Source organism: Candidatus Pelagisphaera phototrophica, assembly GCF_014529625.1.
In the GTDB taxonomy this organism is placed as follows: domain Bacteria; phylum Verrucomicrobiota; class Verrucomicrobiia; order Opitutales; family Opitutaceae; genus Pelagisphaera; species Pelagisphaera phototrophica.
The window spans coordinates 2,888,040-2,911,569 of the sequence record NZ_CP076039.1 but is presented as its reverse complement, the minus strand read 5'-3'; the positions used below and the strand labels follow the sequence as shown (position 1 = coordinate 2,911,569).

Genomic DNA, 23,530 nt, shown 5'->3' with positions numbered 1-23,530 from the left:
TGTTCTCTGTGCAGAGAATGGAGTATTCTTAATTTTCTCCACTTACAGCGATCATGAATTCAATTGGATGAAGACTGCGGTATGGGCCCGTAACGGAGTTCGTGTTGCGGAGGCAGACGAGTGGGGTACCGTTGTCATGGCGGAAGTAGATCTCGACCAGCCGACCCACTGGCAATTCCTGGGAGATTTTCGATCCCGCATCAAGCGTGAGGCCACCATTCGGAAGGCCGAGATGCCCCGCTGGGTTATTTGTGGCTCATCGATGTGATTGTAGGGGCAACGCCTGCGACAGACGTTGGGCGGGTTGTGCGGACAAGAATTGGAGCGATGGCTTCTTAGTGGAAACTCAAAAACTGCGATTTCGCAACTTGCCAAGGAGGGATTGTTTGGCCAAGTTAAAGGCTCATAGTTCCATTTCATTGTCTTTTACGGTGTCGAAGCGGACCCATTAAACTTTCTAACAACCCAAACTGCATCTACCCATGAGCAAATTAACACGTCGTCAATTCATCAAAACTTCAACTGCAGCCGGCGTAGGGATACTCGGTGCACCTGCCATTCTCAGTGCTGAGGCCAAGGGCGACAAGCTGCGCGTCGCGTTTATCGGCGTAGGGGGCATCAACAGTCGCCATATCAACGATACCATCAGCCATGGCGATATTTGCGGGGCGTACTGCGATGTCGATTCCAGCCGCTACACTAACATCCCGAAGGGCATTGCAGCGATGGAAAAAGACGGAAATAGTTGGCTAGCGAAGCATTGGAAAGCGGCAAAGGGTTTCCAGGACTACCGCGAGATGTTCGACAAGGCAGCCGACAGTTTTGATGCGGTCATGATCGGCACACCCGACCATAGCCACTATCCAGCGACCGTCCTGGCACTTGAGCATGGCAAGCACGTTTTTACGCAGAAGCCCCTAACCCACACGGTTTGGGAGGCTCGCCAGCTGGCGGACGCGTGTGATCGCTACCAGCTAGCGACGCAGATGGGCAACCAGGGTCACGCCAACGAAGGCAATCGCCAGATAGCGGCCTATGTCCAAGGGGGACACCTGGGTGATATTAAAGAAATTCATTGTTTCACCAACCGTCCCGTTTGGCCCCAGGGATTTGAGCTTCCGAAGGGTGGGGACCCGGCACCGGAAACGCTTGACTGGCAAAACTGGCTCGGCCCAGCTGCTGACCGACCCTACCTGGGCGATCGCGGACTTGACGCGGGGCGGGCAAGGAAGCGCGGCGGTGCTTATCTCCCCTTTAACTGGCGTGGGTGGCTCGACTTTGGCGGTGGTGCCTTGGCCGACATGGCGTGCCACACCATGGACTCGATTTTCATGTCGCTCGACCCAGGCTATCCGACCCATGTTGAAGCGCTCAATGTCGACACCTTGACCCATGCCGCCTTTCCCAAAGGCTCCACTTTGAAGTGGACCTTTGGATCTACGGACAAGCGTCCTGGCTTCGACGTCTTCTGGTACGACGGAACGGACAATGCTTACACGGACAAGAACGGTAAGCCGCGCCGCCATGAGCGGCTGGAGGAAATCGCTCAAGGAGCGGAGCTTGCGAACTCGGGTAACCTGTACGTCGGGACGAAGAACACGCTGTTGGTGACGGGTGACTACGGTGATAGCTCTCGCATAATTCCAAACGAAGCTCATCGCGCCGTCGCCATGGAACTCAAGGAAAAGACTGGCGACCATCGCCCCGCCCGTGTTTATGAGCCTTCGATCGGCCACCATACGGAATTCCGCGAGGCTGCCATTGGCAACAAACCTTACGACTACCCAGGCTCAAATTTCAAGTACGCCGGCCCATTCACCGAGACGATTCAGCTGGGCAATGTCTGCCTGGGATTCCCAGGAAAGAAGCTCGCTTGGGATGGCCCGAACCTGCGCTTCAAGAACAGCCGGAAAGCGAATAGTCTCATCAACAAGGAATACCGTAAAGAATGGGATTTTAAACTAAGCAAAGCGTAATTTCCATACAGTTTTGATAGGGGCGCTGCCTCAGTCCGAGGGCTTTAATTATGGCCATATGGTGCATCCTTTGGCATACTCGGTCAACTACGGAGACATTGTTGGCATGAGCAAAGACCCTAAGTTATAGTCTATCCAGTTTTGGCAGGCGGGAAATAGGGTGAAGCCTTTTGATCCGGCAATGAAGGTCGTTCGTAGTGCCCTTTTCCTCGACGGTTAAGAATCGCGGGTGTGCTCGTTTATTGTTCGCAAGGCGAACACCGATCGCCCGCTACTTTAAAACAGCCCAGAGCTTGGCCAGAGTATGTTTTATTCTCCAGACTTAAGCTTTTTTCCTTAACCTTGCTCTTTCGATTCGAAAGGGATTATAGAAAGTATCATGCAACGATATACTTTACCATGTTTGGCGTCACTCCGCCGCCCCTTGATGCTAGCTATTTGCCTATTCGGCCCTTTTCTGCTGGCTCAAGACAAACCAAACATTCTTTGGATAACCAGCGAGGACAACGGGATTTCGTGGGTGAGTTGCTATGGGGGAGCCAATGCGGATACGCCAGCGATTGACCAATTGGCGAAGGAAGGTTTCCGCTACACCAACTGTTTTGACAATGCGGCAGTCTGCGCCCCGACCCGGTCGGTCTGGATTACGGGCATGTATGGAATCTCCAATGGAACGCAACCGATGCGGAGCCGTAATCTGATTCCGCACGATAAGATCAAGTACTACCCGGATCTGCTGAAAGCGGCAGGATACCACACCTCCAACCCCGGCAAGACGGACTACAACATCGGTGGCCGAGAAGACAAGGACCCATGGGATTATAAGGGAGGTAAGGAGCAATTTGGTTGGAGGATGCGTGAGTCGGGACAACCGTTCTTCGCCGTATTCAATATTACGGACAGTCACGAGAGCCGCGCTCATGGCAGTCTTGACGAGGTTAAAAAGGATCCGGCTGGAATGAAACTCTTCTCCTATCATCCGGACCTGCCGGTGATTCGAAAAAATTACGCCAAATACGCCGAAGCCGTTGAGAATATGGACCGTAAGGTCCAGCAGGCAATCGATGCGCTCAAAGCGGATGGCTTGTACGAAGACACAATCATTATTTACAACTCGGACCACGGTGGCGTGATGGCCCGGAGCAAGCGGTTCCTCTATTCGAGCGGAGTTCACTGCCCGCTCGTTGTACGCATTCCTGAAAAAATGAAGCATCTCTATCCCGGCAATGAGCCGGGAACGACGGTCGACCGACTTGTCAGTTTCGTCGACATGCCGAAAACGTGGCTGAGCTTGGCGGGAGCGGAAATTCCAGACACCTTCCAGGGGACCGTTTTTTTGGGAAATGGCATCGAATCGGAGCCCAAGTATCATCTAGGATTTCGGGAGCGGGCCGACGAGCGGCTCGACCTCGTACGTCTCATGCGGACGGGGCGATACTCGTATCACAAAAACTATTACCCGTTCGCCCCTGCAGGGCATCACCTAGCTTACCTGTGGAAAGCTCAGCTGACGCCCGCCTGGGAACAGCATCACCGAGAGGGGAAAACGAATGAAATCACGGGCCAGTTCTTCGAGCCACGGGCCTCCGAAGAGTTTTTCGATAACGAGAGCGACTTTGACAATGTGTACAACCTGATCAATGCTCCGGAGCATCAGGCGATGATAGCCGAACTGAAGGCAGCCTTGCGCCAGAAGCAGCTCGAGCTGCACGATTCGGGGCTCTTGCCTGAGAAGATGCGCGAGCGACGGGCTGAGGAAAACAATCTCACCATCTTCGAAATGGTTCGAGACGAAAAATTGTATCCACTCGAATCTTATCTAGATGCTGCCGATAGGGCTCTTGCCAGGGACAAGGCGAATCTGGGAACCTTTAAGAAGTGGATGTCGCACGAGGACGAAGGCATGCGTTGGTGGGCAGTGGTTGGCCTGCGCTTGCTCGATAAGAATGCCCGTTCCGCGACTGCGGCTCTCAAGAAAGCCCTTAAGGATGAATCGCACGAAGTACGAGTGATGGCAGCGTGGATACTGATCGACCTAGGGCAAAGCGACCTAGGTTTAGCCACCCTTGAAACCCTGTTGATAAATCACTCGGAAAACGAGCCTATGCTTCACAATGTCATCGATTGGGTTGGTGAACCCGCATTTCCGCTCGTAAAGAAGTACCTGGACAACGGAGGCAGTCGCGAAGGTCGATATGGCATTAGTATAATGGCCAGAATCGCTCAGGTTGAAGACTTATAGTAGGCTTTCTGCTAGACGGGGAAGGAGAAAAGCGTATTGGCTTGTAATGTTGAAGTCGACCGTACCACTCTTTGCAATATGGTTGCTGTTTCCGAACGTGGCAATCGGGTAATCGAGTCCCGTAATGATACGATTGGCGGACCCGCTCGATGAGCCAGAATCCAATTGTGTCGACATTCCAGGTTTCCGGCAAAATGTGCAACTGCAGGCACCACTGATGGCCCACACGTTGAAGCGATTTGGATTGGCGGATGAAATGTGGACCATGAATTACCCGTCGCAGAGGCAGATCTATGCGAGTGAGTACGGGCTTTGTATTGAAGCCGCAAGTTTCGAGCCAGGGGCGGTGCTCATGCTCAAAGAGCCGAGCGACTCTCCCCTACAGTGCTTCAATTTTACGGATAATGGATACATAGCCCTAGTCGGAAATCCGGATTTTGGGTTCGCAGTTGTCGAAGGAGAGGGTTCGAAAGCGGGCGGGCCCAGCCATTTGAGAAGAGACTTGAGTTTGAATACATTAAGTGAAACGGATCCCTCTCTGGCCACGTGGAAAATTGTCAAATCGGCCAAAAGCTGGCAGGAGTGAATCGACTGCGTCGTTTTAAAAACGCCGTACCGAATTATAGACCAATCGCTTGCTCTGAGCGATCAAGGATACGGCGTTTTTCGTCGGATGTGAGGTAGTAGCCCCAGTCGTTGATTTCGTCTTTGCCAGCCCGTTCACGGACACGACGCTTTTCATCTTCGGTCATCATGGCACCGTAGTCGACCCGAGTGGCGTCGTAGACCCCCGGGCTGCGAGGGCGGGCGTTCCTCATATCTGCCTGGTCTTTAGACCGGCCGATTTCGCGTCCGACGATAGCCCCGGCAACTGCGCCTAGGGCCGCTCCTTCGCCTTCTTCGCCTGACTGGTTTCCGATGATAGCTCCCAGCAAGGCTCCCGTGGCGGCACCCGCTACCGCCCCCTTGCGTTCGTGGTGACCACTGGTAGCGCACCCAGTCAGCAGTAAGCTGGATGCGAGAAGAGCGAGTATTCCAGCGACGTGTTTTTTGCGGCGTAGGTTTGTCAAAAGCATAATTCTCATAGTTTCTAAATTCTCATTTTTGCCTTAATCCCGTAAAGGGAAAAAGCACCCAGATTTGTTTGTAGACCGTACCGCCGCATCGACGTTCCCAGGAGAATCTTGACTGGATCAAGTTCGATGATCGAGCGATGCTGTTGTCGTTTTTTAAAGTTAGTGTCCGAAATGGCTAATCCTTAAACCCCAACGGCAAAAGGGTGTTCTTCCGATTTCCAAGACTAGACTTAGCACTATTCTTGTCGAGTGGGCCCCTCTATTTACCTGTGACTTTCCCCGGATGCGAATGGGTTTGATTGGCATCATTTCGACCTAGGGGGAAATAAATGTCGAATTTTTGCTCCAAATTGCTTTGTCTCTCGGCAAGTTAGTTCGAGTCGGTTTTATCACCGCCGTTTTCCTTGCCCATGTATTATCAAACTAAACCTCTAAATAGACGTACCTTTCTTAGAGGCATCGCGGGAGCGTCGCTTTCATTGCCGTTTCTCGATGCTATGGTCTTGGGATCCGTGTCCAGTACGGCTTTGGTGCCCACGCGTATGGTGTGTGTGGGCACGGGGTTGGGCTTTGTGCCAGAGCTTTTCTTTCCAAGGAAAACGGGGCGAAGCTATGAATTGCCCGTATTGCTCAAGCCGCTTGTGCGTCATCGCAACGACTTCTCGGTGTTTTCTCAACTTGATCATGGTACAGAAGGCGTGGGTGGCCACGGAGGGGTGCATGCTTATCTCACGGGATTGCTTTCGAAAAACTCGAGAGGCTTGCCGGAAGCTAACATATCCTTGGACCAAAAGGCTGCCCAGTTCGTAGGTGCCCAGACTCGTTTTCAGTCCTTGCAATTAGCGTCAGGCGGGTCGGATGCGAACAATACGCTTTCCTGGTCTAGCGCTGGCGTTGCTCTGCCGCAGCTTGCTAATTTGAGAATGATCAATTCGCTGCTCTTTCGAAAAACGGACCCGAGCCAGTTAGGGCAATTAAAAAGTGTGTATACGGACCAGTTGAGCATTCTCGACTTGGTGAAGACGGACGCGGATCGACTGATGCGTAAGGTCGGAGAGCGTGACAAGGAAAAGCTGGATCGCTATTTTACTTCTGTAAGGGAGGTAGAGAAAAAGCTGATACAATCCAAGGAATGGCTAGACAGGCCAAAACCCTCGGTTGACTACCAACTGCCTCCCGAGGCAGATGGGCTCACGTTTTCCGAACGAATTCCACTCTACTACGACCTGATGGCCTTGGCTTTGCAGACGGATTCAACGCGGGTGATCACGTTCGCATCCAACGATATTGGGCATGATGCTGGCGGTTTGGGGGTCACCCGTGGATATCATCAACTGACACATCATGGTAAGGTGGAAAGCTATATTGAAGAGCTCGCTATTATAGAACGCTTCCACACCACGCAGTTTTCTCGATTTCTTGATTTGCTGAAATCGGTCGACGAGCCTAACGGGAAATCGCTTTTTGATAATACGATGTCTTTGCTGGGAAGCGGCATGGGAAATGCGAGTTCGCACAGTAACAAGAATCTGCCATTGATGTTGGCGGGTGGCGGATTCCGCCACGGCGAGCACAAACTCTACTCTAAAGACAAAGGGCGCGGAACGGAAACACGTGCAGCGAACCTGTTCGTTTCAATGCTGCAGCGATTCGGTCTCGAGATCGACCAGTTTTCAAGTTCGACTGGCACATTAACGGGACTGGAAGTAGCTTAGGCATGAAGGGCTCACTTCCACTATTGGCTCTTTCGTCACTCGCGGTCTCCTCATCGTTTGCGGCCGACACCGCGCTTCCGCTTTTTGTGAGCGAATTTGTTTCTGAATACTGTATCGGTTGCCACGGAGAGGAAAAACAAAAGGGGGATCGTCGCTTGGACGGCTTGTCAGCGAATGTCTTTGATGAAAGCAACCTGACGATGCTGGAAGAAGCGCTTGACATGTTGAATTTAGGAGACATGCCGCCGGACGAGAAAAAGGTAAGGCAGCCAAGCCAGGAAGAGACTCGCCAGATGATTGAATGGCTAACGGGAAGGTTGACGGTTGCCGCAGACTCTCGCTCACCCGTGTCTACGGTACTGCGACGTTTGAATCGTTTTGAGTATGTGAATACGCTCAGAGATTTACTGGGCGTGCATACGGAGTCGTTTGATGCGACTTTCGACTTTCCTGAAGATTCGAAGGTAGACGGATTTGACAACAACGGAGAATCCCTCGTCCTCTCTGACTATCAATTGAGGCGCTACATAGAGGTAGCAGACGAATTCCTTGAAAAGGCGATTCGATTCGTGGATCAGAGACCTGAATCGAAAACGCTCCGTTTCACTGCCAACGATTTCGGTGGAGTACGGCCTGAGGAAAGGACACGAGCCCCGGTGACGTGGAGAATTAATTTCTACGGGAAGTATTTGGACATTGGGCACGGGCAACCGGTAGAGCGGCATACGAATTATCCTTTGAAGTTTTCGAAGTCCGGAGTACCGGAGGATGGATACTATAAGATTGTCGTACGAGCGGAAGCGATTAATCGACTAGACCACCCGTATTCGAACTCCGATTTTAAAATGGATTTTTCAGAGCCCATGAAAATGGGGTTGGTGATTGCTCCCGAACCGCGTTTGTTGCGAAAGAACGCTCACGAAGGGCGAAGGAACGTAGCGGTATTTGATTTGGCGGATGAAGTTCCCACCGACTACGAGGCGGTGGTTTGGCTAGAGAAGGGCAGCACGCCGTTTGTCCATTGGAGTAACGGTGTTGCCAGTAAGGGAACGATTCGAAAAGTCGCAGACAAGTATCACCCGGAAGTCGTTCGGACTCAGGACTATCTGTTACAAGAGGGTCTGGCTGAGGCCAAGAACTTGGACAACAAGACGATCGGGGAAGTTTACGAAGGACCGCGACTTCGCGTGCATAGCTTGGAGATTACGGGTCCCACTTATGAGAAGTGGCCACCGAAAAGCCATCAGATGATTTTTGGTGAAGCGACTAGTACGGCAAAGGTCGATATTGATCGGACGTTGCTCGAGTTCGCCAGGAGGGCATTTAGAAGACCTCAGACTCAAGATGATATTGAGCACTATGCGGATTTTGTGAGACGGCAAAGAGAGTCCGGGAAGACGCTACAGGCAGCGTTGAAGTTAGGTCTGGCTGGGATGTTAAGCTCTCCCAAGTTCCTGTATATGGATGAAGGAGATGAAGCGGAGGCAGTGGAGCTGGATAGCTACCAGCTGGCGTCGCGCTTGTCCTATTTCCTATGGAGCTCGATGCCAGACGAGGAGTTGTTTCAATTGGCGGAAGCGAACCGATTGGGGGATTCGGCGACCTTGTCTTCCCAGGTGGATCGAATGTTAAGGGACCCAAAGGCGAAGGCTTTTATTGAGCACTTTACGGACGGGTGGCTTCGAATGAATACTTTAGGTAGCATGTTGCCGGATGGGAAGAGCTTTGAGAGCTACTATTCGCAGCGCCTCGAATATGCGATGCGTGAGGAAACACGTCTTTACTTCGAGAATCTTTTGGCAAACAATGGCCCTATTCTAGATTTCCTAGATAGCGACTATACTTTTTTGAATGGTTCATTGGCCAAGCACTATGGCCTAGAGGGGATCAATGGAGAAGCGTTTCGTCGAGTGAGATTGCCGGAGAATGCGCGCAGAGGTGGTTTGCTGGGACATGCGAGTGTCTTAACCGTGACTGCGAACGGCGTGGAAACCTCACCAGTTGTACGTGGCGTTTGGATATTGGAGAATATCCTTGGTACGCCGCCATCGCCCCCACCGCCAGATGTGGAGCCGCTCGAACCGGATACACGCGGAGCCACCACTATTCGAGATCAACTCAAGAAACACCGCGATGTTCAAGCCTGCGCGGATTGCCACGCGAAGATCGACCCGCTAGGATTTGCACTGGAATTTTATGATCCCATTGGTGGGTATAGAGAATTTTACCCTTCGATGGATGCTGGCGATGGTCGAGCCCTTGGAAAGCAGGTCGACGGATCAGGCGAATTGCCTTCTGGGGAGCGCTTTAGCGATGAGAGGGGACTCAAGCAGGTTCTGATGGATCGAAAGGACCGTTTTACTTATACCTTAACGGAAAAACTGCTTCTTTATGGAACCGGTCGAGAGATGACCTTTCGGGATCATGGGGTAATTGAAGGGATAGCAACGGACATAGCGGAAAGCGGATACGGCTTAAGGGATTTGGTTGTCGCTATTGCAGACAGCGATGTTTTCAAAAAGCGGTAGGGCACGATAGCGAATTACTGGTTTTCCACCTGGGAGAGTTTTATTCGGTAGAAGGAAATTCCACCGTACCTGTTGCCTTCCTCTGCTGCCGTTTCGACGACGAGGCCGATCGTTCCATCTTGGAGTCGCTACAGTACGGAATAGGCGGTAAATCCCGTGTTGAACTGGACCGGATTCGTGAAGGACTTTCCCTCGTTGTAGCTTGTCCAGATCGCGATGTTGTTGCGGTTAAAGCCATCTTCTCCCAACTTGCAGGAAAAGAGGATGCGATCTCGGTCGTGACCCTATCGTTCGGCGGAGTAGCGGATGATCGAGCCATCCACGGGTGTGAGTGCAAGGGTGTCGGGAACATCTGATACCTTGGTCCGACCATCATCGTAGCGAAGTGTTTCCAATTCAAATTGATTTCGATTGGATGTTAGGTATTTATTGTCATGTGTGAAGAGTATTTACTAAGCTAGGAAATTCTGAATAGGCTTTAGCGCATAGATTTGGGACTGAAGTGAATTTTTTGGGAACCGATAAGAATATGATCAAACAGTCTTTCTACGCGACGCTATCGGTTTTTTTCGGGTTTGTTTCTGGGTGTTTTTATACATTTGGGGCTGCGGCGGACCATCCCAACATCGTCGTTATCTTGACTGATGACCAGGGATACGCGGATATCAGTTTCAATCCAGATCATCCCAAGGAAGTGTCGACGCCGCACATGGATGCGCTGGCCGAGGAAGGGGTTTTCTTTTCTCAGGCATACACGAGTGGACCGGTTTGTTCACCCACACGGGCAGGAATCATGCTGGGCCAGTACCAGCAGCGGGTAGGGATCTATACCGCGGGTGACGGCGGTCGGGGATTCGATCCGGAAATGTCGATTTTCCCCTCGTTCTTGCCCGACCAATACACGAGTATGGCGATTGGGAAATGGCACTTGGGTTTGGATAACGACTACCCTGAGTTGAAGTGGCACGCCATGAACCGCGGCTTCGATGAGGCGTATAAATTTATGGGACGAGGTGGGCATGATTACTTTGAGTCGAAAGGAGTCAATGGCGACGACTATGCACCTATCTATCGCAACAAGGCACGTATTCTAGCTGATGAATACGAAGGCTATCTAACCACGCGGCTAACAGAAGAAGCGGTTTCCTTTATTGACCGCCAGAAAGAGGATCCGTTTTTCCTCTACCTCGCCTACAACGCAGTGCACACCCCCGCCCAGGCCCCTAGGGAGGATATTGATTTTTACAAGAACAAGTATCCGTATCTTTCAGATACACGGGCTATTTTGATGGCGATGCTATATCATTTAGATGAAGGAGTGGGAGCGGTGGTTAATAAGCTCAAAGCCGAGGGTATCTGGGATAAAACCCTGCTCATTTTTCTGACTGACAATGGAGGAGCGGGAGCGATGGAGGCCAACAATGGTTCGTTGCGTGGCTTTAAGCAGATGCTCTTCGAAGGGGGGATCCGAACGCCATGGATCGTTAGTTGGCCGGCGAAGTTCCCAGGAGGTCGATCGATCGATACGCCGGTCATTTCATTTGATATACTCCCGACGGTGCTTGATGCGCTCGGAATGGAAGTCGATCGGGCCTTAGACGGGAAAAGTCTGTTGCCGTTAATTGAGGGTGCAGTGCAAACGCACCATGCGGCTCTCCATTGGGATATAGCTGGACCCAGAAAAGAATGGGCGGTGCGTCAGGGGGACTGGAAGCTATTCAGCTCGCGGGGCAAGCAAGAGCTCTACCACTTGGGGAAGGATCCACATGAAGCGACTGACGTGATCGATTTGAATCCAGCCAAAGCGAAGGAGCTCTTGGAGTTGCATAAGAAATGGAAAAGAGACGTCGAAGCATCGTCGGGCAAGTGAAGGGCTTTATCCTTCGACTACCCCCGTTTGATTGAACGCGTTCGGCACAAAATTTGTTTAGGGGAATTGTGGAAACGCTGAACCCCAGCTCGGCGCCGAGTGTTGTATATTCTGGCCGAGGTGGGCCTCGGCGTTCCCAGGGACCGATCCGTCTTCTCCTCGTATTTTAGTTGAAAATCGATATGGCTTTCAAGTCGTAGATTCCTTTAGGGTAGCTTTTACGCGAAGCCCATTGCCCAAATTTCCCTTGATCTTGTAGAAATTCCCGAAGCACTTGAAACGGCTGAAATGGCCATGCTGGCCGGAGTCGATTGGCTGGAGGCGGGGACTCCGCTCATTCTGGCCGAAGGCATGCTTGGGGTTCGCACTCTACGTGACCGGTTTCCGGATACGCCGATTGTAGCTGATTTGAAAACGATGGATGGAGGTTGGCTAGAGGCGGAGATCATGGCCAAGTCAGGCGCGACCCAGGTCGTGTTAATGTTGCAGGCTCACGAAGAAACCATTCGCTGTGTCGTGCAAGCGGGAAAGGATCTTGGTGTCGAGGTGATGGGCGAAAATTTAGGAAGTGACGATATGGTCGCGGGTGCAAAACGGCTTGAGGACCTATGTTGTGACTATGTGATTCACCATATTGGATACGATGAGAGGAGGGGGATTGCGGCAAGGGGAGAGCGTCAACCCAATCCACTCGATCAGCTGGCGGAGATCGTCCAGGCGGTGAGCATACCGGTGCAAGCAGTGGGTGGATTGACCATCGAACAGGCCATAAAGACTCCAGAGTATGGAGCTCCATTGTTCGTTTTGGGTGCTCCCTTAACGATCGATGCCGATTCCTTGAGAACGGCAGACGGATATTTGGAATCGTCGCTCCGGATGATCTGCGAGAAGGTGCATGCCTATGGAGATGTGGTGGTGGGTTAGGCTGGTTGCAATTTTGAATCGAACGAAATTGCACTCGCTACAAGAAAAGTGACCACGCCGACAATCATGCCAGGATATACTTCGGATAGACTGGTTACCCCGGTGTTATTGAGCGTAAACGCGATGACTACGGTCGAGCCGCCAAAGATCATCGAAAGCTTGGCAGCCTTCGCGCTACGGCGCTTTTGGAAGAGTCCGAGGATAATCACCGGTACGAAGCAGGCGCCATAGAGGGAGCCTGAGAATTTTGTAACGGATACAATATCGCTAGCGAAAGGCTGAAGTGCGGTCACGGCGGCAGCTACAGATACAATTACCACCCAGATTCGGGTGCGAGCGACCGCGTTGGGAGCGTTATCTGGACGGATGGGGTTCAGGAGATCGCGATCGATGGCCGCGGCGGCAACCAGCAAAACGGAGTCGATCGACGACATTGCCGCGGAGATGAGAACCAGAAGAAAGAGGGTTCCGACGACCGTCCCGAGAACATTCGAATCGCCCAGCAAAGCAGGAACGATCTGGTCCGTATCGACTTTGCCCGCTGTGTTTGTAATGCTAGCGGGATCTAAAACGGAGAGTGCGATTGCCCCCAGTGGCAGCAAGCAAAGATAGGTCACAAGGATCGCTACGGGAGCGATAATCGAAGCGGTTCGCATGGCTTTCGCGTCACGCAGTCCATACATGCGTGAAAGCTGTCGTGGTTCGACTAAGTACTTCACTCCCACAGCAAGAGCGTATGACATTGCTGCCGCGAACCCCGCCGAATCAGTCCATGATAGAAGTTTGGGATCTCGGTTTAGAAGAGTCGTCTTCACGCCCTCGAATCCGCCTGCTGTGTTCAATAGAGCAATAACCAGTGCCAGGGCCCCAACCAACATAAGAACGCCCTGTATGGCGTCAGTCATTACGACTGACTCAAAGCCACCCATTAGTGTGTATCCGGTGACAATGATCAGAACGAGAATAACACACCATACGTAAGGCACGTCGAGAAATCTCTCTAGTGCTATCGATGCACCCCGGTAGATCGCGACGAGGTACAAAAGTGAAGCGAATGCTACGATCACCGCCGCTATTCTTCGGACTGATTGAGAATCGTAGTGAAAACCAGCGAAATCCGCGACCGTTAGCGAGTTGTACTTTTTAGTCAGAGGAACGAATCGTGGGGCTACAACGAACCAGGAGATCGCGGCTAGAGCCGTCAGAACAACACTACCCACACACCAGCTCAGCCCGTAGGTCCAGCTCTTGCCGGCGGCGCCAATAAATGTATTTGTGCTCATGAACGTCGCGTAGAAAGACAGAGCGATCACCACGCCACCCATCCGTCGACCAGCGACGAGATAGTCGGCGATTGAGCTGACATTTCGCTTCCCATGCAGAGCGTGACGAACCAGCACAATCAGGTACAATCCGATGAGGATCAAATGTAGCCAGTGCTTATCGATCCAATTCACTATGCGACGGATTTTCTTTTGGTGGGGTATTCAACATTTCAAATACAATATGATATCATACCTGTAAACTAGGCTTTGTAGTTTCAAGATATTAATCGAGGTTCAATTGCTGGAAACCTGAGTTTTCTGTAATTATCTGTCGAAGTCTACAGATCCTATTGGTCGTAGGCAGTTTCTTGGTACTTGCTTGTGCCAGCAATGTCGGCGAGCCCGATCGTCCAATTTCAGACCTTTTAATCTAAATCTTTGAGACAGGCTATGCTGGCGATGGCGTTTTTGACGAGACACTAGCTGTCTGCTAACCATTTCGTTCCGATGAAGTGGAAATCATGGCCTAGGCTGGGGCGATGCAAGTCGTTGTAAGGTCGCAAGTCGACGAATCGAAAAATTTGAAGTTTGACCTTGAAGTGGGGGAATTAGTTGGTTCGTTACGATATGGCAAGTCCAAGCGAAAAGAACTTCGAAGACTACAAGAAAGCGGAGGCAAAGGCTCTCGAGCTAATGAGAGAAATGAAATTGGTATCTCCCAAGAAGACTGACATTGAGCTCGCCTTGCTAGTGGCCATTTTCGAATTGCACAAGAACGAACTCAAACCAGTTCACATCACCAAGATCATTCATGGCCATCTGGAAGAGTTGAACGGTTTCTATTCTCAAGGAACAAAAGGGAACTAGAGACTCCAGAAATACAATACAAAAGCCAGTGGTCTTCCATTGGGATTGGGACGGGCACTCTCCTTGTAACCGGACTTAATGATGGTCCAAGGGCATTCGGCGGTGGAGTTATAAAAGAATGGATCCTCCTTTTCCGTCCCATAGTAGTTCTTGTCCATCGAGAAGAAGTACTTGTCAAAAGACGAAAGCTGGGATATCATATAGCGTCTTTTCGCCTTGATGTCTCAGATCCGTTCTCGTTTACCTGTCAAATTATCAATTTCTTTTCTATGTGCCACGATTGCGTGCATTGCCGTAGCCTCAGAAGCGTCGCAAAATTGGCCCGGATTTTCGTTTGCACGGCGGTTCCTGAAGGAGATTGGTTGCCGATGAGCTACCCAATAGTATATAAATGAGTGGATTCCAGAGGAGGTTAACCCGCTTCGCCCATGCCGAGGAGCCCTTTGATCCATTCTTTGAAATGTAGAACGCCTTCCATGCCTTGAGTGATGAGGATATAGATAATGACTGAGTATAGCGCGATTGTGAGGACACCGACCGCACAGGCACCGAGGCAAAAGAGACCATCCTTTTCGGAAAGACCTATTCCAATGAGAAAAATTACGGCTGCCGGAAAAGTATTGGTAGTGGGAATTGGAAGAGTCATGAGGGCAGCCATGACTACGACGACGAAACTCAAAAACCGAGAGCCGAAGGGACTGCTGATCCATTTCAAGCGCGGATGGACGATTTTCTCGATGTGGCCGAGCCATTTCGTGGCCATGCCGATCGCTTTCTCTGCGGAGGATCGGGTCATTGTACGACGGGCAGCCCATTGAGGCAACCAAGGACGGTGGCGTCCAATTAGCATTTGTATTCCGAGAACGATGAATAGAATTCCAAATGGGGTAGAGTAACCTGCAGCGGGTATAGGAAGGGCGCTGGGGAGGGAAAGCACCATCATTAGCAGACCAAATCCTTGCTCGTCGACGTTCTCAAGTATCCTCTTAAGGGATATGTCGGAGCCGTCGTTTTCTCCCAGCGAGCGTCGCAGATTGTCCGAAAGCGAATTTTTCATAGGTAGCGGGACCGAGGTCTTCCGCTAATTATCGTCCGAATCTTGGGCGAACTGAGCATAATAGAGCTTTCCGACAGTCTTTACGAGCGACGGAATCGCCTCGACCATGCTGTCGCGGCAGGCTTCGTATTCGCTAAGGTTCATACCAAATGGGTCTGGTATCTGGGTATCCGCATTTCCTTCAATAAACGAACGCATGAGAAAGGCATTCGCGGGCGGTGGATCGATCTGGTAGGAAAGCATTGCTAAGTGTGTTTCCGTCATCGTGAAAAATACGAGGGGCGACTCGATCATCGTCTCGGTGATGTGCTGGCTGCGGTGGTCGCTGATGTCGATGCCGACTTTGGCCATGGCCTTGACGGAATTTGGACTGGCTGGCTGCCGATCATAAACGGATACTCCGGCTGAGGAAACTTTGAGCGATTTCAATGGATCGCTTTGAGCGGCCAACGCGTGGCGGAACAATCCTTCTGCCATCGGACTACGGCAGGTATTGGCCGTACAAATAAAAACGATTTCGTTCCGAATATTTGCCATTAAACGCAGCGGAGAATTAATGTATAGGGGAGGGCGTGTAAATAACCGATTGTTGCACTGCGAAAATTCAAAGGATCTTCACCATTCAGAGAGATCTTGGCATGGGTCAGCCCGTAATAATCGCCGTTCGGTAAATGCGAGGGACTCTCTTTGTGACGGAGCAAAGAATTTCCCAAGGGATCGTCTCCGCCCACTCGCTGAATTCCTGCAAACGGATCCCACCTTCCCCCTGCGGTCCGATGAGAGTGACCTGGTCTCCACTTTTTACCACTCCTTCAATGTCGGTTACATCTACGATGGTCTGGTCCATCGTTACTTGGCCAAGAATCGGGCAGCGCTCGCCGCTGATGAGTACGTCTCCACGGTCGCTTAGCTTGAGAGGGACACCATCTCCGTAGCCCGCGCACACGATGGCGACGCGGCTATCCCGTTGCAGGGTGCGGCTTCTTCCATAGCTGATGGTTGCGCCTGCGGGTAGCTGCTTAACGATGCCGACGCGAGACTTGAATTCGAAAATGGGAGTTGTATCCACTTCTCCCAGTATGGAGAGCGGGTAGGGGGCGATGCCAAACTGGAGTAATCCTATTCGAACCGCGTTGTAGACACTGTCGGGCGCAAACGTTGAAATACCAGCACTGTTGTCAGCGTGAATCAGAAGCTTTTCGGTTTCGAGCCAGTCGACCTTAGCGATCGTCTCGGTGAAGAGCTGACGTTGCCGTCGAGTGAATTCAGGATCTCGACTTGCGGACGCGAAATGGGTGTAAACGCCGCCTAAAGTGAGGAATGTAGCCTTGTGGAAGGCGTCGAAAAGCTCAGTGGCGTATTCGTGCCAAATTCCAAGTCGGCCCATGCCGGTGTCTATTTTGATGTGAGCTTTGAGTGGCTTTTCGTGGGAACGGGCTTTCCGGTTGAGACGTTCGACCTCTTCAATCGTTGAAATGGTAGGAATCAAGTCGTATTCAAACAAGTAGGACTCTTCATTCTCCAGTGTTGCGCCTAGGACAATAATCGGCCAGCCCGTTCCAATTTCGCGAATCTTTGCGGCTTCGAGCACGTTAGCCACTGCGAACATGTCTACATTCGCTTGCATAAGCCGAGCGACCGTTTGCTGCATTCCATGGCCATAGGCTTCGGCTTTCACAACCGCAATGTATTTGATGTGTTCGGGAAGGGCGGCCCGGATCGATTTTAGATTTCGCTCGAGAGCGGCCAAGTCGATCTCCGCCCAGCAGCGGAATGGGGTTGTGGTGGATTGGCTCACGACTTGATTTGGTCCGCAGTCCTTGCCGCTGGTATCCACTTGGCGAATTCCATCGAACGCGAGTCCATGGGGTTGGCGTCTGGGTTTTCCTCTAAAAGCAGAGAGAATCGCGAGGACGATAAGACATTTTCAGGACGATAGGAAAGACATTGGATATGGGCCTGCGTACGCGTCCATGTCGGGAACTCGTTAAATGAGAATAGGGGAATGGTTTCCGCCTCAAGGGTAGCGTTATCGATAATCTGATCGGGTCCTATGGATGCCCCTTCTACCTTCAGGGCGTTCCAGCTGTTTCGCCGTGCATCCGTAATGACTAGATATGTCTTCTCAGAAGGTGAAGAATGACGAACGAGCTCGGCCCCGATAGCGAGGCTGCTGAACGAGTAAATCTGCTTTCCTTCAATTAGTTTAACCCCTTGCCAGGTTCGGATCCCCATGATGGCAGTGCGGATCCCGAGCATGGAACCGGGCCCTTGGCAAAAAGCGATCGAGTTTAAATTGGAGAGCTGCCAATCGAATTCCTTGAGTAGGTGCTTGATCAACGGAAAGAGCGAGAGCGATGCATCCTCCTCGCTTGTTCTACATGACAGAGAGCCCTTTTCGTCGAAGAGTCCGACACAGGCTCTGCGAGACGACGTGTCAATCGTGAGCATTCGTTGGAGATCGGGTGGGCGGGCCATTACGTTGAATCAGCGCTCTTGTGGTGTCTCCCTCAAGCGGAAAATGCCGGGTGCTTCACAGAATCGATGCTTCGAGGGATTTAGGGATGGTGGAGACCGATTGAATGACATAGCGAAAAGGGGGCCAGTGCTTGCGCTGCACCGCGCTGGTTTAATCTCCCTATTCATTCAGACGCGGCATGGGGCGAGCACTGGCCTTACAGTGTCCGAGGTAGGGACCTACTGCCCTGGCGATCCGAGTGGGTGGAGGACTCCAGAAGGGAAAAACAGTCGATTCATTCTCTTTGCTTTAGCGCGGAGACTTAAGGTCGATCGGCGCCCGTGGCCAATCCTCAAGTCAGGTGTTCTTGCATCATCCCTTCCAAATACGTTGACCCGGTTGAAATATGTCTTCTACTGTCCGCGCTTTTCCAAGAACAGCCATTAATCCTGAATCGTCACATCCCGTGAAAATCGACTTACAAGACGTCACTGAAACCCGTAAAACTCTAGCCGTAACGCTCGATGCAAATGAAGTGGAGGCAGAAGAAAAAGGCCTTCTTTCTCAGTTTTCGGGCATGGCTAAGATTCCCGGATTCCGTCCGGGCAAGGCGCCCGTTGCGATCGTGCGCAAGAAATTCGCTAAGGAAATCGCCGGCGAGCTGAATCAGCGAGTGGTTTCCAAGGCCTACAAGGAAGGCCTCAAGGAGGCGAAAGTGAACCTAATTAATCCGATTGACGTCAAAGAGGGTGAGATCAAGGCCGGCCAGGAAGCGGTGATAACGTTCACTCTCGATGTACGACCGGACTTTACGGTAGACAACTACAAGGGAATAGAGCTCGAGGGTCTTTCCGAGGAAGTGTCTGATAATGAGGTAGATGGGGCGATCGAGAATGTCCGGAAAGAGCGGGCTGAATTTTCTCCAGTCGAGCGTGAAGCCCAGAAGGGGGATTATGTTAAATTTTCCCACGAGGGAACCATCGACGGAAAACCGATCAGCGAAATAGTCGAGGACAAGCCCATTTATGCGAAAATGCCCCAAACATGGGAAGAAATCGGGAGCGACCAAGGCCTCATTCCCGGTCTTGGCGACCAGTTGGAGGGTTTGAAGACGGGTGATAAAAAGGACCTTGAGGTTGAGTTCCCGGCAGATTTTACCGTTGAAGGGCTGCAGGGGTTGAAGGCGGTTTATTCAGTTGAAGTCCTCGAGGTCCGCGAACGTAAGCTTCCCGAAATGGACGAGGCGTTTTTCGAGTCTCAACAAGTTAAGGATCTAGATGAGCTTAAGGAGCGGGTTTCTGGTTGGCTGAAAAACCAAAAGGCTCAGGAGCGGCGTGCTGATCTGCGACGTCAGATCTCCGAAAAGCTTATGGGCTCGGTCGATTTCCCGCTTCCCGGTAGTTTGATCGAATTGGAAACGGAGAATGCCATGCGCCAAGTGGTAACGGAAAACATGCGTCGCGGCATTCCGCAGGAGCAGTTGGAAGAAAACAAGGAAGACATCCATGCCCAGTCCCGCAGAAACGCTGAGAATCGTGTTAAGTTGCAACTGATCCTGGATCAGGTCGCCGGCAAGGAGGAAATTGAGGTTACGGACCAGGATATGAGCCAATTCATCTTCAATCAGGCATATCAAAGCGGTCAAAAGCCCGAACAGTTCGTTAAAGAGCTAAAGAAAGATCAAAATCGTTTGAGAATGGCTCAACAGTCGGTACTTTTCGATAAGACGCTTGAATTCTTAATCGACGAATCTACCGTTAAAGGTGCCGAAAGAGATAAGAGCTGATTTGGCTTAACCGTTTAACCCTTACTAATTTGCAAGAAATCGTGTCATACTACTTACCACATATCATCGAAAACACGGGCCGCGGCGAGCAGTCCATGGATATCTATACACGCCTCCTAAAGGACCGGATTATCTTCATTGGTACGCCAATCAATGATGAGATAGCCAGCGCGATTGTGGCTCAGCTGCTTTTTCTACAGATGGATGACCCCAAGAAGGATATTCATATGTATATCAACTCCCCCGGAGGAGTCGTTACGGGGGGTATGGCGATTTACGATACGATGAATTACCTTACATGCGATGTATCCACATATTGCATTGGCATGGCCGCGAGCATGGGAACGGTGCTTTTGGCAGCAGGTACCAAGGGAAAACGTTTCGCACTGCCCAATAGTCGGATTATGATTCACCAGCCGTCTGGAGGTGCCACGGGGCAGGCTTCGGATATATCGATCGCCGCTAGGGAAATCATTCGCTGGCGCGAAAAGCTGAATGAAGTCCTAGCCGAGTGCACGGGCAAAACTTCAGACGAGATAAAGAAGGATTCTGATCGGGACTTTTACATGAGTGCCGATGAAGCTAAAACCTATGGATTAGTCGACGAGGTGATGGAACCTGCCGAGAAATCCAAGAAATCTTAAAGCCCCGCTTCAAACAAGATACGTATGGCAAAATCCTCACGCATGACGCTTTGCTCTTTCTGCGGAAAGTCGCAGTCGGAAGTCCGCAAGATGATAGCGGGCCCAGGAGTTTATATATGCGATGGTTGCGTGTCGGTTTGCAAAACCATTATTGACCGGGAATTAGGGGGTGAAGATGGCGCTTTGGCGGAAGCCGAAGCCGTGCCGGCATTTAATCTTACTCGGCCGACAGAGATTAAGGAGGTGCTCGATGATTACGTTATTGGTCAGCAGCATGCCAAAAAGGTTCTTTCGGTAGCGGTCTACAATCACTACAAGCGATTGAGTTTCGACGCAGAGCAGGTGACGGAAGCGAGTCTCCTGAATCCAGGTTCGGAATACGATGATGTCGAAGTAGAAAAGAGCAACATTCTTCTCGTAGGCCCAACTGGATCGGGAAAGACTTTTTTAGCCCGTACACTGGCTCGAATATTGGACGTGCCCTTTGCCATTGCAGATGCGACGACATTGACCGAAGCAGGCTATGTGGGAGACGATGTTGAGAATATCGTGCTTCGCTTGTTACAATCTGCTAACTACGATGTCGATAAGGCTGAATGCGGGATTATCTATGTTGACGAGATTGATAAGATCGGCCGAAAAACGGATAATGTCTCAATTACTCGAGATGTATCGGGAGAAGGGGTACAACAAGCTCTTTTGAAAATTTTAGAGGGCACGGTATGTAACGTTCCACCACAAGGGGGACGCAAGCATCCGAACCAGGAGTACGTAAAAATCGACACTTCGAAGATTCTATTCATCTGTGGTGGAGCGTTCGTCGGACTGGACGGCATCATAAAAAAGCGTTCCGAAGGGATAACGCTTGGCTTCGGGGCTGAGGTCAAATCCGAGATGAAGGGGGAGGAAGTGATGAAGAAGGTCGAACCAGAAGACATCGTAAAATTCGGAATGATCCCTGAATTCATAGGACGTCTTCCAGTGGTGTCTGTCCTAGATCAGCTCAGTGTTGATGACTTGGAAAAAATTCTTCTCAGCACGAAAAATTCTCTGGTAAAGCAATACTCGAAGTTGTTCGCGATGGACGGCGTTAAGCTGAAAATAACGAAAGACGCAATTCGGGCGATTGCTGAAAGGGCGATCGAACTGAAGACGGGTGCTCGAGCACTGCGTTCGATCATGGAAGGTGTGACCTTGGATGTCATGTATGATGTTCCTACTCGAGAAGATGTAAGCGAAGTGATCATTGATCGCGGAGTGGTCGAAGGCAGGAAAAAGGCCCAGATCAAGAAAATCCGACCCCCGAAAGTCGAAAAAAAGGACGCTGCCTAGCGTTTCCGTTAAAACACGGTCTTCAAGGTAGCGGGCTTCGCTAATTCCTTGCATTAACTGAGTCGCGTTTCCAACGTTTCTCCCATGGCAACCTGTATTTACCGAACCGCTTCTGGATTGGTCGCGTCTCGCAACGATCAATACTGCTTTTTTAATGCCGATTGGGATTTGCTTTTCAAGGGTGATGGACTCAGGGATGCTCTCGCCGCACTTTCAATCGTCGACGATGAATTCGCTCGGACTGCGGTCGAGAATGAGCTATTGCCTCCGATTGGTAATCAGGAAGTGTGGGCTTCAGGAGTTACTTACTATTCGAGTCGACTTGCCCGGATGGAGGAGTCGCAAAGTGCAGGTGGGGCGGATTTCTATGCGAGAGTTTATAACGCGGCTCGACCCGAGCTATTCTTTAAATCGATCGCTCAGAGGGTCCGAGGTCATGGTCAAACCGTTCGAATTCGTGAAGACTCGGCTTGGGATGTTCCTGAGCCTGAATTGACTTTGGCGATATCAGACAAGGGACAAATCATAGGTTACACGATTGGCAATGATATGAGCTCCCGTAGTATTGAAGGGGAGAATCCGCTCTATCTTCCACAGGCTAAATCGTACGAAGGAGCAACTGGGGTTGGTCCTGGTCTTTGTATTCTGAATACGCCGATCTCCAAGGAAACAGGAATCAGGCTCTCAATCACTCGTTCTGACTCGGTTGTGTTTAAAGGGCAAACGAGTTTGAAAGAGATGAAGCGGGAACTTGAAGAACTGGTTGCTTACCTGTATCGGGAACTAGACTTTTCGAATGGCTGTTACTTGATGACAGGAACTGGGATTGTTCCGGGGACTGATTTCACGCTACAATCTGGTGACGAGATCACGATCGAAATCGATAATCTGGGGAGCCTTTTTCAAACCGTCGAGTAGATTCCCTTGGGTGCCGGATGTGGCTAAAATCAATTTATCATGAAACTTCTTCAGTTTTTTCGAAAAGTGGCTTTCGCCGAAGGCTTGTCTTATTTGGTACTTCTTTTCTTGGCGATGCCTCTAAAGTACATCTGGGAAATCCCTCAAGCGGTTCGCGTAGTTGGCATGATTCACGGAGTTCTGTTTATCCTTTACATCTGGATACTCATTCGCGTTTGGATCAATCGTAAGTGGAAATTCAGCCGGGCGACCATTGCCGTGATTGCCTCGCTGGTTCCTTTCGGTACGATGATGTTTGACCCTTCCCTGAAGCGCGAATCGCTCAGATAGAGGCAGGTATCTCCTGATACCAGATCCAAGTTGGGGAGGCTGTTTTTAATCGCTAAGCACAAACGCAAACTCTTCCAGCACGCTGCGGCTGATGTGTTGCAATGCCGCTTCGCTGGTCGCTGTAAGGATGACCACGGGAGCGACGCCAGCATCGTAGGCCTCTTTCCAGCGCAGAGCGCAAAGGCACCAACGGTCTCCTTCCTTCAAACCAGGAAAGGAATATTGGGGGGCCGGAGTGCTCAAGTCGTTTCCGCTGGCTTTTGAGAATTCCAGGAATTCGTTGGTGACGATTACGCAGATGGCATGGCACCCATGATCCTGAGGGCCCGTTTGGCATTTACCCGTTCGGTGAAACCCTGTTAGCGGGTTGTTGCTGCAACTCTCCAGCCGCCCCCCGAGTAAGTTCTTCTCTTTCTCAATATCCATTTAATCTAAACTATTTTGACAAGGCGTGGAGGTCAACGGGACAAAAAGAGAATCACCTTTAATCACCGGGCGATTATCGTGAAATTGCCAAAGTTTTGGTTTTCTTTGATCGTATT

Annotated in this window: 23 protein-coding genes; 15 read left to right on the top strand and 8 right to left on the bottom strand. The window is 51.1% G+C overall.

What is annotated here, in order from left to right; genetic code table 11:
- Nucleotides 1-67 precede the first annotated feature (67 nt).
- The 4 genes from GA004_RS12555 (at nucleotide 68) to GA004_RS12540 (ending at nucleotide 4,804) form a co-directional block, all read left to right on the top strand.
- The gene (locus GA004_RS12555; protein WP_283394214.1) at nucleotides 68-268 is read left to right on the top strand and encodes a hypothetical protein; all 201 of its coding nucleotides are present in this window, start codon (nucleotides 68-70) and stop codon (nucleotides 266-268) included.
- A gap of 214 nt (nucleotides 269-482) precedes the next feature.
- On the top strand, nucleotides 483-1,976 hold the full coding sequence (locus GA004_RS12550; protein ID WP_283394213.1) for a Gfo/Idh/MocA family protein: 1,494 nt from the start codon (nucleotides 483-485) through the stop codon (nucleotides 1,974-1,976).
- A gap of 427 nt (nucleotides 1,977-2,403) precedes the next feature.
- Complete coding sequence (locus tag GA004_RS12545; RefSeq protein ID WP_283394212.1) at nucleotides 2,404-4,218, top strand: sulfatase-like hydrolase/transferase; 1,815 nt, start codon at nucleotides 2,404-2,406, stop codon at nucleotides 4,216-4,218.
- A 124-nt stretch (nucleotides 4,219-4,342) separates the two neighbouring features.
- A complete protein-coding gene (locus GA004_RS12540; protein WP_283394211.1) occupies nucleotides 4,343-4,804 on the top strand; it encodes an aldehyde dehydrogenase family protein in 462 nt (153 codons plus the stop codon).
- 34 nt (nucleotides 4,805-4,838) lie between these two features.
- Here GA004_RS12540 and GA004_RS12535 read toward each other — a convergent pair whose 3' ends face one another.
- Complete coding sequence (locus GA004_RS12535) at nucleotides 4,839-5,294, bottom strand: YMGG-like glycine zipper-containing protein (RefSeq protein WP_283394210.1); 456 nt, start codon at nucleotides 5,292-5,294, stop codon at nucleotides 4,839-4,841.
- Between the two features lie 410 nt (nucleotides 5,295-5,704).
- Here GA004_RS12535 and GA004_RS12530 point away from each other — a divergent pair, with 410 nt between their 5' ends.
- The 5 genes from GA004_RS12530 to GA004_RS12510 all read left to right on the top strand — a co-directional run bounded on the left by GA004_RS12530 (nucleotide 5,705) and on the right by GA004_RS12510 (nucleotide 12,331).
- Nucleotides 5,705-7,009 (top strand): DUF1552 domain-containing protein, encoded by a 1,305-nt coding sequence (locus tag GA004_RS12530; RefSeq protein WP_283394209.1) that lies wholly within the window; start codon nucleotides 5,705-5,707, stop codon nucleotides 7,007-7,009.
- A gap of 2 nt (nucleotides 7,010-7,011) precedes the next feature.
- Entirely contained in the window at nucleotides 7,012-9,537 is a 2,526-nt protein-coding gene (locus GA004_RS12525; protein WP_283394208.1) for a DUF1592 domain-containing protein, read from the top strand.
- A gap of 119 nt (nucleotides 9,538-9,656) precedes the next feature.
- Complete coding sequence (locus GA004_RS12520; protein WP_283394207.1) at nucleotides 9,657-9,893, top strand: hypothetical protein; 237 nt, start codon at nucleotides 9,657-9,659, stop codon at nucleotides 9,891-9,893.
- A gap of 173 nt (nucleotides 9,894-10,066) precedes the next feature.
- Nucleotides 10,067-11,407 (top strand): sulfatase-like hydrolase/transferase, encoded by a 1,341-nt coding sequence (locus GA004_RS12515; protein ID WP_283394206.1) that lies wholly within the window; start codon nucleotides 10,067-10,069, stop codon nucleotides 11,405-11,407.
- A gap of 231 nt (nucleotides 11,408-11,638) precedes the next feature.
- Nucleotides 11,639-12,331: an orotidine 5'-phosphate decarboxylase / HUMPS family protein gene (locus GA004_RS12510; protein ID WP_343218858.1), complete on the top strand. Its 693-nt coding sequence runs from the start codon at nucleotides 11,639-11,641 to the stop codon at nucleotides 12,329-12,331.
- Here the strand turns inward: GA004_RS12510 and GA004_RS12505 are convergent.
- Complete coding sequence (locus GA004_RS12505; RefSeq protein ID WP_283394205.1) at nucleotides 12,328-13,788, bottom strand: sodium:solute symporter family protein; 1,461 nt, start codon at nucleotides 13,786-13,788, stop codon at nucleotides 12,328-12,330. The genes GA004_RS12510 and GA004_RS12505 overlap by 4 nt on opposite strands.
- 435 nt (nucleotides 13,789-14,223) lie before the next feature.
- Here GA004_RS12505 and GA004_RS12500 point away from each other — a divergent pair, with 435 nt between their 5' ends.
- Complete coding sequence (locus GA004_RS12500; RefSeq protein WP_283394204.1) at nucleotides 14,224-14,463, top strand: hypothetical protein; 240 nt, start codon at nucleotides 14,224-14,226, stop codon at nucleotides 14,461-14,463.
- Here GA004_RS12500 and GA004_RS12495 read toward each other — a convergent pair.
- The 5 genes from GA004_RS12495 to tsaB form a co-directional block, all read right to left on the bottom strand.
- Nucleotides 14,460-14,663: a hypothetical protein gene (locus tag GA004_RS12495; protein WP_283394203.1), complete on the bottom strand. Its 204-nt coding sequence runs from the start codon at nucleotides 14,661-14,663 to the stop codon at nucleotides 14,460-14,462. The genes GA004_RS12500 and GA004_RS12495 overlap by 4 nt on opposite strands.
- Before the next feature lie 212 nt (nucleotides 14,664-14,875).
- The gene (locus tag GA004_RS12490; RefSeq protein WP_283394202.1) at nucleotides 14,876-15,520 is read right to left on the bottom strand and encodes an exopolysaccharide biosynthesis protein; all 645 of its coding nucleotides are present in this window, start codon (nucleotides 15,518-15,520) and stop codon (nucleotides 14,876-14,878) included.
- Between the two features lie 24 nt (nucleotides 15,521-15,544).
- Complete coding sequence (locus tag GA004_RS12485; RefSeq protein ID WP_283394201.1) at nucleotides 15,545-16,057, bottom strand: arsenate reductase/protein-tyrosine-phosphatase family protein; 513 nt, start codon at nucleotides 16,055-16,057, stop codon at nucleotides 15,545-15,547.
- Between the two features lie 106 nt (nucleotides 16,058-16,163).
- Nucleotides 16,164-17,318 carry an alanine racemase gene (gene alr, locus GA004_RS12480; protein WP_283394200.1) on the bottom strand — a complete coding sequence of 385 codons (1,155 nt, stop codon included), beginning with the start codon at nucleotides 17,316-17,318 and terminating at the stop codon, nucleotides 16,164-16,166.
- The gene (gene tsaB, locus GA004_RS12475) at nucleotides 17,315-17,998 is read right to left on the bottom strand and encodes a tRNA (adenosine(37)-N6)-threonylcarbamoyltransferase complex dimerization subunit type 1 TsaB (protein ID WP_283394199.1); all 684 of its coding nucleotides are present in this window, start codon (nucleotides 17,996-17,998) and stop codon (nucleotides 17,315-17,317) included. Before tsaB ends, alr begins: the two co-directional genes overlap by 4 nt.
- A gap of 446 nt (nucleotides 17,999-18,444) precedes the next feature.
- Between tsaB and tig the strand changes: the two genes are divergently transcribed.
- The 5 genes from tig to GA004_RS12450 all read left to right on the top strand — a co-directional run bounded on the left by tig (nucleotide 18,445) and on the right by GA004_RS12450 (nucleotide 22,988).
- Nucleotides 18,445-19,764 carry a trigger factor gene (gene tig / locus GA004_RS12470; RefSeq protein ID WP_283394198.1) on the top strand — a complete coding sequence of 440 codons (1,320 nt, stop codon included), beginning with the start codon at nucleotides 18,445-18,447 and terminating at the stop codon, nucleotides 19,762-19,764.
- Nucleotides 19,765-19,805: 41 nt separating this feature from the next.
- On the top strand, nucleotides 19,806-20,408 hold the full coding sequence (locus tag GA004_RS12465; protein ID WP_283394197.1) for an ATP-dependent Clp protease proteolytic subunit: 603 nt from the start codon (nucleotides 19,806-19,808) through the stop codon (nucleotides 20,406-20,408).
- A 24-nt stretch (nucleotides 20,409-20,432) separates the two neighbouring features.
- Nucleotides 20,433-21,740 carry an ATP-dependent Clp protease ATP-binding subunit ClpX gene (gene clpX, locus GA004_RS12460; protein WP_283394196.1) on the top strand — a complete coding sequence of 436 codons (1,308 nt, stop codon included), beginning with the start codon at nucleotides 20,433-20,435 and terminating at the stop codon, nucleotides 21,738-21,740.
- An 84-nt stretch (nucleotides 21,741-21,824) separates the two neighbouring features.
- Nucleotides 21,825-22,658, top strand: a complete 834-nt coding sequence (locus GA004_RS12455) for a fumarylacetoacetate hydrolase family protein (protein ID WP_283394195.1) — start codon at nucleotides 21,825-21,827, stop codon at nucleotides 22,656-22,658.
- A 39-nt stretch (nucleotides 22,659-22,697) separates the two neighbouring features.
- Nucleotides 22,698-22,988, top strand: coding sequence for a DUF3817 domain-containing protein (locus GA004_RS12450; protein ID WP_283394194.1), 291 nt, complete (start codon nucleotides 22,698-22,700; stop codon nucleotides 22,986-22,988).
- A gap of 45 nt (nucleotides 22,989-23,033) precedes the next feature.
- Here GA004_RS12450 and GA004_RS12445 read toward each other — a convergent pair whose 3' ends face one another.
- Nucleotides 23,034-23,414: a DUF2237 family protein gene (locus GA004_RS12445; RefSeq protein ID WP_283394193.1), complete on the bottom strand. Its 381-nt coding sequence runs from the start codon at nucleotides 23,412-23,414 to the stop codon at nucleotides 23,034-23,036.
- Between the last annotated feature and the right edge of the window lie 116 nt (nucleotides 23,415-23,530).